Raw genomic sequence first — 13,540 nt, 5'->3', positions numbered from 1 at the left:
AAAAGTAGCAGGCATAAATGCCTCAGATTTTAGTATACTACAGGTTAGATTGTTTTTTCTACCCATTACGGAAAAAATAGATGTCGATTTTCATTGGATTTTAGAAAAGTTTAAGAAAAGTGTCTTCTTTTTCACAATCTGGTTATTGATTTATAGCCGGTCTGTCCTTATAATAGAAGAGACAAGAATGAGGAGGAAGGAAATGGACCAAAATAATAATCAGAATCCTAAAAATAACAGGAATAACGGACCAGGCGGACCGAAGAATAGACAGACGTTGCTGATGCTCCTGATTTGTATTCTTATTAGTTTGGCATGTATGAGTTTCTTCGGCAGCATGCAGAAGGATCTCACCTCCAGAGAAATCTCATATAATGAGTTTATTTCTATGGTGGATAAAAACGAGATCAGCAAAGTACAATTGAAATCAGACACTCTGACCATCATTCCCAAGAAGCAGTCGAATCCTAACCTTGAGGTTACCTACTACACGACTTTGATGGAAGATGAAACAGCTCTTACGGAACGTCTGGCAAAATGCGATGCGGAGTTTTCCAAGAAGCCCCCGGATCCGGCATCTACCATACTGTACAGTATCCTGAGCTTTATCATTCCTTTTGTATTATTATTGCTCGTACTTAACTTCTTCATGCGCCGGATGAACAAAGGCGGCGGCATGATGGGCGGCGTAGGAAAGAGTAAAGCAAAAGCATATGTGCAGAAGGAGACAGGCGTTACGTTCAAGGATGTGGCGGGGCAGGACGAGGCGAAAGAATCTCTCCAGGAAGTAGTAGATTTTCTCCATAATCCGGGAAAATATACGGCTATCGGGGCAAAGCTTCCCAAGGGCGCCCTTCTTGTGGGACCTCCGGGTACCGGTAAGACACTGCTGGCAAAGGCAGTAGCCGGGGAGGCACACGTTCCGTTTTTCTCACTGTCAGGTTCTGACTTTGTGGAAATGTTCGTGGGAGTGGGAGCTTCCCGTGTCCGTGACTTGTTTGAGGAGGCAAAGAAGAACGCTCCCTGCATCATTTTTATTGATGAGGTGGACGCCATCGGTAAAAGCCGTGACAGCCGTTACGGAGGCGGAAATGACGAGCGGGAGCAGACCCTGAACCAGCTTTTGGCTGAGATGGATGGTTTTGACACGTCCAAAGGGCTTTTGATACTGGCTGCAACCAATCGTCCGGAGGTACTTGATCCTGCGCTTCTGCGTCCGGGACGTTTTGACCGACGAGTAATTGTAGACCGTCCGGACTTGAAAGGACGGGTTGATATCCTGAAAGTACATGCAAAGAATGTGGCATTGGATGAAACCGTAGATTTGGATGCTATTGCTCTGGCTACCTCAGGGGCGGTTGGTTCCGACCTGGCGAATATGATTAATGAGGCGGCTATTCTGGCAGTTAAAAAGGGAAGGCGTGCGGTATCTCAGAAGGATTTATTTGAAGCAGTGGAAGTGGTGCTTGTAGGAAAAGAGAAAAAGGACAGAATCCTCAGCAAGGAGGAACGAAAGATTGTCTCTTACCACGAAGTAGGTCATGCGCTTGTAAGCGCTCTGCAAAAGCATTCAGAACCGGTGCAGAAGATTACCATTGTGCCTCGTACCATGGGGGCTCTAGGGTATGTTATGCATGTACCGGAGGAGGAAAAGTATCTGAACACCAAGAAAGAGCTGGAGGCTATGCTGGTCGGATATCTGGCAGGCCGTGCCGCGGAGGAACTGGTTTTTGATACTGTGACTACCGGGGCGTCCAATGATATTGAGCAGGCCACAAAGGTGGCAAGGGCAATGATTACCCAATATGGAATGTCCGAAAGATTCGGACTTATGGGACTTGCAGACGTACAGAGCCAATATCTGGACGGAAGGGCGGTTCTGAACTGCGGAGATGCCACTGCCACGGAAATTGACCATGAGGTAATGGAGCTTCTTAAAAAGTCTTACGATGAGGCAAAAGGCCTGCTGGCGGAGAACCGGGAGGTAATGGATAAAATTGCGGAATTCCTGATTGAGAAAGAAACCATAACAGGGAAAGAGTTCATGAAGATTTTCCGGGAGGTCAAGGGTATTCCTGAACCTGAAGGGGAAGAGAATAAGGAGTACCGTATCCTCCAGAGAGAAAGTAAAGAGAACGTAGAAACACCGGATTCGGAGATAACGACAAATAAGGAGCCTGTCTTGCCAGAGCTCTTGGAGCCTGCAGAAGAAGAACAGCCAGAGGCTTCTCTGGACCAGGCGCAGGAGGTCAGACAGGAAGATATCCCGAACTCAGAGGAAAAAGAGACAATCACAGAAGACTAAAATATCATAAGAGCCGGAGCATATATGTTCCGGCTCTAAATGTCGGTAGCAGTACCGCCCAGGCGTCAAGATGAGATAAAAGTAAGGCACCGGGCAGAGGAGAAAGGACTTAAGAGAGAGTCAAAATGAAGAAAAAGTGGATAAAGAGAATAGGAATAGTATTTGCGGTTCTCCTTGTATTACTTTTTGCGGCAGCGTATATACTTGTGGATGTGGCTCTGGTGCCGGCTTCTATGGAAAAGACCCAGGCGTTTGAGGATATTACGGAAGAGAGTGTAGCGGCACTGGTGCACACAGATGATATACAGGAAAACCGCTCCAAAGCTTCCGGTAAAACGGAGGTGTGGCTGTCGGCTGCACCCCAGGCAGAGCTAGAGGCAGAGTCGGCGGACGGCTATAAACTGAAGGCCAGAGTATTTTATCAAAAGGAGAAGAGCCATAAGTGGGTGCTCCTGCTTCATGGGTACACCGGCTGGAAAGAGGAGATGAATCCCATAGCCTGCGAATATGCCTTAAAAGGATATCAGGTACTCACGCCGGATATGCGATGCCATGGAGAGAGCGAAGGTGATTTTATCGGTATGGGATGGACGGACAGGGCGGATAATATGATATGGATCCGTTACATATTGAGTCAGGATCCTCAGGCAGAGATAGTGATTCACGGACAGTCTATGGGGGCCTCCTGTGCACTGATGATGGCGGGGGAGAAGATGCCCGACAATGTAAAGGCAGTGGTCTCTGACTGTGCATACACGGATGTGTACAGCATCTTTAAGAAACAGCTCAGGGAATGGTTTCACCTTCCGCCGTTTCCCCTTCTGGATGCAGCCAATGTGGTTCTGCAGATGCGGGGAGGCTACAACATAAAGGAAGCGTCTGCTCTGGAGCAGGTCAAAAAAACCAGCCTGCCGGTGTTGTTTATACACGGGAACGAAGATGCATTTATACCTGCAGAAATGGCGGAAGAGCTGTATCAGGCTGCTGGAGGGGAAAAAGAATTGTTAATCGTAGAGGGTGCAGGGCATGCCCAGTCTCAGGACAAGGATCCGGAGGCATATTACGGAACCGTATTTTCATTTACAGATAAATATATTTCGGCAGGAGAATAACCTGGTTCCCCGGGCAGTGTCCTCCGGGAAGCAGGCCTTTCAGGCAGATAGAGGAGAGCAGTATGGATTTGGAAGAGGAATTAAAAAAACTGCCGGCAAAGCCCGGCGTCTATATCATGCATGATAAGAAAGATGCAATTATATATGTGGGAAAAGCCATCAGTCTGAAAAACCGGGTGCGGCAGTATTTTCAGTCAAGCAGGAACAAAGGCGCTAAAATTGAGCGTATGGTCACGCAGATTGAGCGTTTTGAGTATATTATTACAGATTCAGAGCTGGAGGCGCTGGTCCTGGAGTGTAATCTCATCAAAGAGCACCGGCCTAAATATAACACTATGCTTAAGGATGATAAGGGATATCCCTTTATCAAGGTGACCGTGAACGAAGAGTTTCCCCGGGTACTTTTCTCTCACCAGATGAAAAAGGATAAATGCCGGTATTATGGCCCCTATACCAGTGCAGGTGCGGTGAAGGATGCAGTGGAGCTTTCCAGAAAGCTTTATCATCTGAGGTCCTGCAACCGGAATCTCCCCAAGGATATCGGAAAGGAACGTCCCTGCCTGTATTACCATATTAAACAGTGCAAAGCCCCCTGCCAGGGCTATATTTCTAAGGAGGAATATCATAAACAGGTAGAGAAGCTTCTGGATTTTCTGGGAGGGAACAGTAAGCCGGTAATCCGGGAGCTGGAAGAAAAGATGAAGCAGGCGGCAGAAGAGATGAACTTTGAGGACGCTGCCCAGTACCGTGATCTGATCCAAAGCGTAGGAAGGATTCAGGAGCGTCAGAAGATTACGGATCAGCATGGAGACGACAAGGATGTAATCGCTGTGGCTATGGACGGAGAGGACGCGGTGGCCCAGGTATTCTTTGTCAGGGACGGACGTCTAATCGGAAGAGATCACTTTTATATTAAAGTGGCAGAAGGTGACGGCAGAGCTTTGGTGGTCTCCAGCTTTCTGAAACAGTTTTATGCAGGTACGCCATATATTCCGAAGGAAATTATGCTTCAGGAAGAGATAGAGGATCAGGAAATCATAGAAGAATGGCTCGGCAAACGGAGGGGCCAGAAGGTAAGACTGAAAGTGCCCAAAAAGGGGACAAAGGAAAAGTTGGTGGAGCTGGCGGCCCAGAATGCCCAGCTTGTTTTAAGCCAGGATCGGGAAAAGATAAAGCGGGAAGAGGGAAGAACCATAGGGGCAGTCAAAGAGATCTCCCAATGGCTGGGACTTCAGGATGTAAACCGGATAGAAGCTTTTGATATCTCTAATATCAGCGGATTTCAGTCTGTGGGCTCTATGATTGTCTATGAAAAAGGAAAACCAAAACGCAGTGATTACAGGAAATTTAAAATCAAATGGGTGAAGGGCGCCAACGATTATGCCAGTATGGAAGAGGTACTTACCCGCCGGTTTACCCATGGGATGGATGAACAGGAAGAACAGAGGGAGAAAAATCTGGAACGGGAATACGGAAGCTTTACTAAATTTCCGGATTTGCTTATGATGGACGGGGGAAAAGGACAGGTAAATATTGCCCTGGATGTTCTGAACCGCCTGGGTCTGGAGATCCCGGTATGCGGAATGGTAAAAGATGACAAACACAGGACAAGGGGGCTGTATTTCAATAATGCAGAGATTCCAATTGACCGGTCCAGCGAAGGGTTCAAACTGATTACCAGAATCCAGGATGAAGCCCATCGGTTCGCCATTGAATATCACCGGTCGCTGAGAAGCAAGGGGCAGGTTCACTCTGTCTTGGATGATATTGAGGGAGTAGGGCCTGCCCGCAGAAAGGCGCTGATGAAGTATTTCAAGGGGCTGGAACCTATCAGGGAGGCATCCTTAGAGGAGCTGGAAAAGGTGCCGTCTATGAATGCAAGAAGTGCACGCCAGGTGTATGCATTTTTTCATGAAGGGGAAGATTAGCAGATGGATTTGTTGAAGTGAAAGATCGTATGTGGTAGAATAAAATCTAAGAAATCGCAAAGGAGAGCACATATGAAAGGTGTAGAACTTAAGAAAATGGTGCAGGAGCTGGGGCTTTATAATGCAACCCCTGATATTGATATGTCTGAGATAAGGATTACCCTTCCGGATATTAACCGGCCGGCACTTCAGCTGACAGGTTATCTGGAGCATTTTGAGAATGAAAGGGTACAGATTATCGGATACGTGGAATACACATATCTTCAGCATCTTACCCGGGAAGAAAAAGTCGCCGCCTATGAAAGGTTTGTGTCCAGCAAAATTCCCTGTGTGGTTTTCAGCACGATGACACATCCGGATGAGGATATGCTCCGGCTGGCTGAAAAGTATCAGGTACCTACCTTAACGGTAGATAAGACAACCTCTAATTTTATGGCGGAGATTATCCGCTGGCTGAATGTTCAGCTTGCGCCTTGTATCTCTGTCCACGGTGTGCTTGTAGATGTGTACGGAGAGGGCGTTCTCATCATGGGTGAGAGCGGGATAGGTAAGAGCGAGGCTGCTCTGGAGCTGATTAAAAGAGGACACCGTCTGGTAAGTGACGATGTTGTGGAGATTCGGCGTGTCAGCGATGTGACACTGGTAGGTTCGGCTCCGGATATTACCAGGCATTTTATTGAGCTGAGGGGAATTGGAATTATAGATGTAAAAACCCTGTTCGGCGTAGAGAGTGTAAAGGATACCCAGGCCATTGATCTGGTAATTAAGCTGGAGGAATGGAGTAAGGATAAAGAGTATGACAGACTCGGGCTGGAGGAAGAATATACAGAATTCCTGGGCAATAAGGTAGTGTGCCATTCTCTTCCTATCCGTCCGGGAAGAAATCTCGCTGTGATAGTTGAATCTGCTGCAGTAAACCACAGACAGAAAAAGATGGGATATAATGCGGCAAAGGAACTGTACAAGCGGGTACAGGAGAATATTGCGAAAAAGAGGGAGGATTAATGTATGGCACAGTATTGCTTTGGAATTGACGTAGGCGGTACTACAATAAAGTGCGGCCTATTTGACACCAGTGGGAAGGTACTGGACAAATGGGAGATTAAGACCCGTGTAGAGGAAGGGGGAATGCACATACTGCCCGATGTGGCAGAGTCCATTCTTCGAAAGGCAAAGGATGCTTCCATCCCTGCAAAGGATGTGGCTGGTATAGGAATCGGTGTCCCCGGACCGGTGAATGAAAAAGGGGAGATTCCCTGTGCGGTTAATCTCCATTGGGGACAAAAGTGTATAGAGGAAGAATTGAGGACTCTTTCCGGATACCCTGTCAAAGCGGCAAATGATGCCAATGTGGCTGCCCTGGGAGAGATGTGGAAGGGCGGCGGTGAAGGAGCCAGAAACATGATTCTGGTTACTCTCGGAACTGGTGTTGGCGGAGGAATTATCGTAAACGGCAGGATCGTGGCAGGTGCCCACGGTGCAGGAGGGGAGATTGGGCATGCCTGTGTGGATCCCAACGAAGAAGAAGCGTGCAACTGCGGCGGCCACGGGTGTCTGGAACAGACCGCGTCGGCTACGGGAATCGCCAGGATCGCCCGCAGGATGCTTGCCCAATCAGAAAAAATGTCTGTACTTCGGGGACAAGAGATTACTGCCAAAGCAGTCTTTGACGCCTATAAAGAGGGAGACCAGCTGGCGGCAGATATAGTCTCTGTCTTTGCCGACTGCCTGGGACGGGCACTGGGTAATTTTTCCTGTGTAGTAGACCCTGAGGTCATTGTTATCGGGGGAGGTGTTTCAAAGGCAGGGGATGTATTGATACAGGCTGTTGAAAAGAGTTATAAAAAATATGCCTTCAGTGCCTGCAGGGACACTCCGCTGGTTTTGGCAAAGCTGGGAAATGATGCGGGTATTGTGGGAGCCGCAAAGCTGATACTGGATGCTGTGGGGAGCTGATTGTGATATCTACCCGGCCCCAATTTCTCTCTGGATTTGTATCCTGCAATTTGGGCGTCTTGCAGCCCCATGCGGGGGATACGAGAAAACAAAGGACATTGCGCTTGTAAGCGCAATGTCCTTATGTGATCTTATGCTCTGTCAGGTGCCCGGCTGTGGGGTATCCCCGCCTGGCTGATCCCCGGTATTGCCTCCGGGCTGATCTCCGCCTTCTACGGGCGGTGTGGGCGTTGTCGGCTCTTCCGGAGTACCCGGCTGTCCGGTGTTGCCTCCGGGCTGATCCCCGGTATTGCCGTTAGGATTTTCCGGCTGGTTATTGTTTGTATTATTGCCGTTAGGATTCTCTCCGGTGGTTGGAGGAGTGGTGTTATTCGTGTTTTCCTCCCTCTGATTGCTGCCGGAAGATTCATTATTGGATTCTGAGTCGTCGCTTCTCCGGTAATTGCTGTGCTTGTTGCACCGCTTGGTGGGAAGTGTTGTCTTATCGAAATATTCTGTGATAGTCGGGCATCCGGCATTTGGACGAAGCCCGGTAGTAGCACATACCGTTTCTTTCTCCACCGTGGAGGGCATCTCAAAATCTTTTTCTTTCAGATCCTCATGAATTCTGCCCATAATTTTTTTCCATAAAGTCTGGTGATAGGACCTGTAGATTCCGGATTTCGGAAGCTTCTCATTATCATCATAGCCTGCCCATACCGCGCAGGTATAGTAAGGCGTATAGCCTGCAAACCAAACATCGTTATAACCGGAGGTGGTACCTGTTTTACCTGCTACAGGCATACCGGATAATTTTAAACGCGTACCTGTACCCTCTTTGACCACGTCTTCCATCGCACTTGTGAGAAGATAAGCAGTGCTTGGCTTGATTACAGATGTGGTCTCAGGTGTATTGTCAATGACGGTATTTCCGTCGCTGTCCAGAATCTTAGTGTAGAAAATTGGTTTGGTATAGGTACCCTCGTTGGCAATGGCGGCGTAGGCAGCGGTCAGCTCAAGATTGCTCACACCAAGGGTGATACCTCCAAGTGCCAGAGGCTGCCGGACATCGCTGTATATCTTGCCGTTAATTTCCTTGTAGTCATAAATAGTAGTAAATCCGAATTTTTTCAGATACTCATAACCCAGTTCCGGGGTGATTTCTGTTAGACATTTGACTGCCACCACGTTGACAGAATTAATGATAGCATCCCGTATGGTAGTGGTTCCCCCGTAGGAATTGGTCAGCCAGTTCTTGACCGGACGGCCTCCCTCATATTCAAACGGTTCATCCTCATAAGTGCTCGCCAGTGTCTTGTCACAGACGTCCAGAGCAGGGGCATAGGTGGATACTATTTTGAAGGTAGAACCTGGCTGCCTAAGTGTATTAGTGGCCCGGTTCAGTGTCAGGCTGGCAGTTTTCTCCCCTCTGCCTCCAACCAGTGCTTTTACATATCCTGTATGCTGATCCATTACTACCAGCGAAGACTGGGGCTGGGGTGTGTAGATTGCCTTTTCAGCTACCACTGTACTGCCATCGGCCATAAGATGCTCTTTGTATGAGTCAATATAGGGCTGGGCATCTTCTTCGCTGTCAAAGAGGAGTGTAAAGTCAGAATCTGATTCCTGGAAGTAGGCTTTCATCATTTCTTTGCTGTAATTCTCCTCTTCTCCGTTAGGATGCTTGAGGGTAAGGGCATAGTCCAGACTCACCTGTGACCCGGACGGGAAATTATCAGGGTCCTGGTATTCCTCATCGCAGATCTGCTGTATATTCTGGTCCTGTGTACAGTAGATCTGAAGACCGCCGCTGTACAGAGCATTGTATGCCTGCTGGGAGGTATAACCCTTCTGATCCTGCAGATCCTGGATCACCTGCTTGGTCAATTCATCGATATAATAGCTGTATACAGAGTTATCGTCTGCTGTCTCTGCCTCTGTCTGCTGAATTCTCTCGTAAACATTGTCAGCCAGTACCTCATCGTGCTGTTCCTGGGTGATATAACCCTGTTCCAGCATGTTTTTCAGTACTTTTTGCCGGCGCTCTGCATTGTCCTCAGGATGCGTGATTGGATTGTACTTGGTCGGATTTTGTGTAATACCTGCCAAAACCGTGCATTCAGACAAGGTCAGGTCTTGTACATCTTTATCAAAATATCGGTGAGATGCCGCCTGTACCCCGTAGGTACCAGCGCCCAGGTTAATTGTGTTTAAATAGTTTTCCAGAATTACATTTTTATCCTTCAGCTGTTTCTCAAGCTGGATGGCAAGGTACTGTTCCTGGAATTTTCTTTTGAATCTTTCTACCGTTGACTCGTGTGTCCAGCCGGTGAATACGTTATTCTTTAATAACTGCTGGGTAATTGTACTGGCGCCCTCAGAAAAGTGGCCTGTAGTGATACCCTTAACACCTGCACGGATAATACCGCGGATATCGATTCCGTTATGCTCATAAAACCGTTCATCCTCAATAGCAACTACGGCGTGTTGCAGATCCAGAGGAATCTGGTCAATGGTCACAGGCATACGATTCGAATTGGGTGCAGTTAATTTCTGAATCTGATTGCCCTCTGTATCATACACGAAGGTAGCAGCACCAATGGGCATAATATTTACATCGGAAATCTCAGGGGCATTGTCAATCAGACCCCTCACAGCACCGAAGCCTGTACAGGCGCACAGGACAAAAACTGCAATCAGAGATGCAAATATAACCCGAAGGAAAGAAACGTGTGCTTTGTTACCTACCATAGTGGAACGGGAGGTTAGGGCATTGCGTTTCTTGGAAGTCGCTCTTTTTCCAAAGTTCATGAATGTTGCCTCCTTTTCCCATCCATTATAACAAAAGAGAATTGTGAAATAAAGCCCCAATTAAAAACTTCACAATTGCTTCCCAAATCCTTAAGAAACATGTTAAAATAAAGGCGAAGATACTACAAAACTATAAAGAGGATACGAATATTATGCGAAACGAATATAAAATCGTGGAAATTGGGGGAGAGGGAGAGATTGTAGAGAAAAAATCAAGATTTATAGCTACAGTTCGCCCGGTGAAATCAGAAGAAGAAGCGCTGTCTTTTCTTGAGGAGATGAGAAAAAAATACTGGAATGCCTCCCACAATTGTTATGCTTATGTCATCGGAGCGCACGGGGAAACTATGCGCTGCAGCGATGACGGGGAGCCCAGCCAGACTGCTGGAAAGCCTATGCTGGATGTGCTTCTGGGGGAGGAGCTTCACGATACGGCAGTGGTAGTCACCAGATACTTTGGGGGAACCCTGCTGGGTACCGGCGGCCTGGTAAGAGCATATTCCAAAGCAGTGCAGGAGGGATTGAAAAACAGCAGTGTGGTGATAAAGCGTCATGTCATACTTCTGGAGATTGCGACGGACTACAATGGGATCGGGAAAATTCAATACCTGCTGGGGCAGAGAGGACTGCCTGTGAAGGATGCTGAATATACGGAACAGGTGCGGCTTCAGGTACAGGTCCCCTTTGAAATGGCTGAGGAACTGAAGTATGAGATTACAGAGGCTACCAGCGGGCAGGCCAGAATGGAAAAGATCTGGGAGGGGATGGCGTAGCCCGCCTTCTTCCGGAATAGGATATTTTTTTTTGAGAAATGATTGACAACGGATGGACTCATGATTATAATGAAACCAATTGAATAGCGATGCAGGGGAACTAAGTGTAGTTGAGAATGACAGAAGAGGCTGTCTAACCCTTTGAACCTGACAGTTAACACTGTGGTAGGGAGCATTCGGAATTTAGTAAAAGGCAGAATGTTCACAGTTATTAGTGAACTTTTTTTATTTTATAAAGACCCAATGGACTGGCAGGTAGTAATATACCTGCCTTTTTTGTGTCCGTTTGGAAACGTGTTCTGGCGCATTTGCTATTCAAGAAATACATAAAGGAGGATAGGATAATGCGCGAATATTACACGCAGATGGAAGCGGCGAAAAAAGGAATTGTAACTCCGCAGATGAAAGCAGTGGCTGAAAAAGAACAAATGGATCTGAGGGAGCTTATGGGAAAAATGGCGTCTGGGGAGGTGGCAGTGCCTTCTAATATCCACCATACTTCTCTGTCTCCGGAAGGGGTTGGCGCCGGACTCCGGACAAAGATTAATGTTAATCTGGGAATCTCAGGAGACAGCAAGGACTATGAGCGGGAGATGAAGAAGGTGGATATGGCGCTGGATTTTGGCGTGGAATCCATTATGGATCTGAGCAATTACGGAAAAACCCATGATTTCAGAGAAAAACTCATCGAAAAATCTACTGCCATGATAGGGACGGTGCCTATGTATGATGCCATCGGGTATCTGGACAAAGATTTGCTGGAGATCTCAGCACAGGATTTTCTGAGCGTGGTGGAGGCCCATGCCAGAGAGGGCGTGGACTTTGTCACCATTCATGCGGGCCTGAACCGCAGGGCTGTGGAGAGTTTCCGCCGGGAGGGCAGAAAGATGAATATTGTTTCCAGGGGAGGTTCTCTTCTCTTTGCATGGATGGAGATGACAGGCAATGAAAATCCTTTCTTTGAGTATTATGACCAGGTGCTGGAGATTTTGAGAGAACATGATGTCACCATCAGCCTTGGGGATGCTCTCCGGCCGGGATGTCTGGAGGACGGATCGGATGCGGGACAGATTGCAGAGTTGATTGAAATCGGGGATCTCACCAGAAGGGCCTGGGAAAAGGATGTACAGGTACTGGTAGAGGGGCCCGGACATATGGCTATGGATGAGATTGCCGCGAATATGAAGATACAAAAACGTCTGTGTCACAATGCTCCTTTCTATGTGCTTGGTCCTCTGGTGACGGATATTGCACCAGGGTATGATCACATTACTTCCGCCATCGGGGGAGCTATAGCAGCCGCCAGCGGTGCGGACTTCCTCTGTTATGTAACTCCTGCAGAGCACCTGCGTCTGCCGGATGTAAATGATGTGAGAGAAGGAATTGTGGCGAGCAGGATCGCAGCACATGCAGCAGATATTGCAAAGGGGATAAAAGGGGCCAGAACCGCGGATGACAAGATGGCAGCGGCAAGACATAAGATGGACTGGGAAGAGATGTTTGCCCTGGCAATTGACAAAGAGAAGGCCAGAGAGTACTTTGAGAGCACCCCCCCTGCAGACAGACATACCTGTTCCATGTGCGGGAAGATGTGTGCTGTACGCACCACTAACATGATACTGGAAGGCAAAAAAGTGGAATTCTGTTCTGAGAGATAGGAGAGAGGCCGGATGAGAGTGAACGGAAAAGACGTAGCCCTTGAGGAGAGGATAACACTGGAAATGTTCTTACGGGAACACAAATATCCATTGGATAGAATTGCGGTAGAGAGAAACCATGAAATCATATCCAAGAGCAGATACGGTGAGGTAGTGCTCACCGAAGCTGACACTCTTGAGATTGTAAGCTTTGTGGGCGGAGGTTGATCCATGAGAGTGGTTCTGAATGGGGAAGAGAGAGAGCTTCCCGCCTGTACGCTGGAGCAGCTTCAAAAGGAGTTGGGCAGAGCGGATGACATAACCATTGTAAATGGATACTGCACCTCGGGGGTGTACTCTGTGCAGCCCGGGGATGAGATTTTTTTTGTCTCCAGAGGCAGTATGCCAAAGCCCGGGGAGCTTGAGACCATGATGGCGGCCCGGCATACCCCGGGAGTCCACCGAAAGGTGAAAAAAGGAAGAGTGGGAATCGCAGGTCTTGGAGGATTGGGTTCCCATATTGCAGTTATGCTGGCCCGCACCGGGGTGGGACATCTTCTGCTGGTGGATTTTGATGTGGTGGAACCCAGCAATCTGAACCGGCAGAATTACATGATATCCCATCTGGGAATGAAAAAGACAGAGGCTTTGAAAATGCAGATTGGGCAGATAAATCCATATATAGAGGTGGAGACAATAGACGTGAAGATCGATGCTGAAAATGCAAAAGGCATATTTCAGGGATGTCAGGTTATCTGTGAGGCCTTTGATGCCCCGGAGACAAAAGCAGAGTTTACCGCAGCCATCTTAGAAAAACTTCCCGGCACCTATTTGGTCGGGGCTTCGGGTATGGCAGGATACGCCAGCGCCAATGCCATACATACAGAAAAAAGGATGGAGCGTTATTTTCTCTGCGGGGATCAGACAAGCGGGGCAGCCCCCGGCCAGGGACTTATGGCCCCAAGAGTACAGATATGTGCGGGTCATCAGGCAAATATGGTCCTGCGGCTGCTGTTGGAATTACATGAGGAATAGGAGA

The 13,540-nt window shown here is 48.1% G+C and carries 10 protein-coding genes and 1 riboswitch; of the genes, 9 read left to right on the top strand and 1 reads right to left on the bottom strand.

From position 1 onward, the window contains the following. Positions 1-202: 202 nt before the first annotated feature. The 5 genes from ftsH to GKG41_RS17650 all read left to right on the top strand — a co-directional run bounded on the left by ftsH (position 203) and on the right by GKG41_RS17650 (position 7,301). The gene (gene ftsH, locus GKG41_RS17670; RefSeq protein WP_154261072.1) at positions 203-2,305 is read left to right on the top strand and encodes an ATP-dependent zinc metalloprotease FtsH; all 2,103 of its coding nucleotides are present in this window, start codon (positions 203-205) and stop codon (positions 2,303-2,305) included. Between the two features lie 125 nt (positions 2,306-2,430). After that, positions 2,431-3,417, top strand: coding sequence for an alpha/beta hydrolase (locus tag GKG41_RS17665; protein WP_084068066.1), 987 nt, complete (start codon positions 2,431-2,433; stop codon positions 3,415-3,417). 62 nt (positions 3,418-3,479) lie between these two features. Continuing rightward, on the top strand, positions 3,480-5,345 hold the full coding sequence (gene uvrC / locus GKG41_RS17660; RefSeq protein WP_154261070.1) for an excinuclease ABC subunit UvrC: 1,866 nt from the start codon (positions 3,480-3,482) through the stop codon (positions 5,343-5,345). Positions 5,346-5,417: 72 nt separating this feature from the next. Beyond that, complete coding sequence (gene hprK / locus GKG41_RS17655) at positions 5,418-6,350, top strand: HPr(Ser) kinase/phosphatase (protein ID WP_072854059.1); 933 nt, start codon at positions 5,418-5,420, stop codon at positions 6,348-6,350. 3 nt (positions 6,351-6,353) lie between these two features. Next, positions 6,354-7,301 (top strand): ROK family glucokinase, encoded by a 948-nt coding sequence (locus tag GKG41_RS17650; protein ID WP_154261068.1) that lies wholly within the window; start codon positions 6,354-6,356, stop codon positions 7,299-7,301. A 141-nt stretch (positions 7,302-7,442) separates the two neighbouring features. Here the strand turns inward: GKG41_RS17650 and GKG41_RS17645 are convergent, their stop codons facing one another. Next, positions 7,443-10,091: a PBP1A family penicillin-binding protein gene (locus tag GKG41_RS17645; RefSeq protein WP_154261066.1), complete on the bottom strand. Its 2,649-nt coding sequence runs from the start codon at positions 10,089-10,091 to the stop codon at positions 7,443-7,445. Between the two features lie 152 nt (positions 10,092-10,243). Here GKG41_RS17645 and GKG41_RS17640 point away from each other — a divergent pair, with 152 nt between their 5' ends. From GKG41_RS17640 to thiF, 4 genes are all read left to right on the top strand, one after another. Then, the gene (locus GKG41_RS17640) at positions 10,244-10,864 is read left to right on the top strand and encodes a YigZ family protein (RefSeq protein ID WP_154261064.1); all 621 of its coding nucleotides are present in this window, start codon (positions 10,244-10,246) and stop codon (positions 10,862-10,864) included. An 83-nt stretch (positions 10,865-10,947) separates the two neighbouring features. Further along, positions 10,948-11,053, top strand: a riboswitch (TPP riboswitch). A 155-nt stretch (positions 11,054-11,208) separates the two neighbouring features. After that, entirely contained in the window at positions 11,209-12,522 is a 1,314-nt protein-coding gene (thiC, locus tag GKG41_RS17635; protein ID WP_154261062.1) for a phosphomethylpyrimidine synthase ThiC, read from the top strand. Positions 12,523-12,534: 12 nt separating this feature from the next. Beyond that, positions 12,535-12,729 carry a sulfur carrier protein ThiS gene (gene thiS / locus GKG41_RS17630; protein WP_072854069.1) on the top strand — a complete coding sequence of 65 codons (195 nt, stop codon included), beginning with the start codon at positions 12,535-12,537 and terminating at the stop codon, positions 12,727-12,729. Between the two features lie 3 nt (positions 12,730-12,732). Next, the gene (gene thiF, locus GKG41_RS17625) at positions 12,733-13,536 is read left to right on the top strand and encodes a sulfur carrier protein ThiS adenylyltransferase ThiF (RefSeq protein WP_154261060.1); all 804 of its coding nucleotides are present in this window, start codon (positions 12,733-12,735) and stop codon (positions 13,534-13,536) included. Positions 13,537-13,540: the final 4 nt, after the last annotated feature.

This window comes from Lactonifactor sp. BIOML-A5, assembly GCF_009677585.1.
Lineage (GTDB): Bacteria > Bacillota > Clostridia > Lachnospirales > Lachnospiraceae > Lactonifactor.
The sequence above is the reverse complement of the archived record's forward strand: the minus strand, read 5'-3'. Positions and strand labels throughout refer to the sequence as shown.

What these genes read in the sequence shown, in the direction of transcription:
- ftsH (WP_154261072.1), top strand. Translation starts at nt 203, where the DNA reads ATGGACCAAAATAATAATCAGAATCCTAAAAATAACAGGAATAACGGA.
- GKG41_RS17665 (WP_084068066.1), top strand. Translation starts at nt 2,431, where the DNA reads ATGAAGAAAAAGTGGATAAAGAGAATAGGAATAGTATTTGCGGTTCTC.
- uvrC (WP_154261070.1), top strand. Translation starts at nt 3,480, where the DNA reads ATGGATTTGGAAGAGGAATTAAAAAAACTGCCGGCAAAGCCCGGCGTC.
- hprK (WP_072854059.1), top strand. Translation starts at nt 5,418, where the DNA reads ATGAAAGGTGTAGAACTTAAGAAAATGGTGCAGGAGCTGGGGCTTTAT.
- GKG41_RS17650 (WP_154261068.1), top strand. Translation starts at nt 6,354, where the DNA reads ATGGCACAGTATTGCTTTGGAATTGACGTAGGCGGTACTACAATAAAG.
- GKG41_RS17645 (WP_154261066.1), bottom strand. Translation starts at nt 10,091, where the DNA reads ATGAACTTTGGAAAAAGAGCGACTTCCAAGAAACGCAATGCCCTAACC.
- GKG41_RS17640 (WP_154261064.1), top strand. Translation starts at nt 10,244, where the DNA reads ATGCGAAACGAATATAAAATCGTGGAAATTGGGGGAGAGGGAGAGATT.
- thiC (WP_154261062.1), top strand. Translation starts at nt 11,209, where the DNA reads ATGCGCGAATATTACACGCAGATGGAAGCGGCGAAAAAAGGAATTGTA.
- thiS (WP_072854069.1), top strand. Translation starts at nt 12,535, where the DNA reads ATGAGAGTGAACGGAAAAGACGTAGCCCTTGAGGAGAGGATAACACTG.
- thiF (WP_154261060.1), top strand. Translation starts at nt 12,733, where the DNA reads ATGAGAGTGGTTCTGAATGGGGAAGAGAGAGAGCTTCCCGCCTGTACG.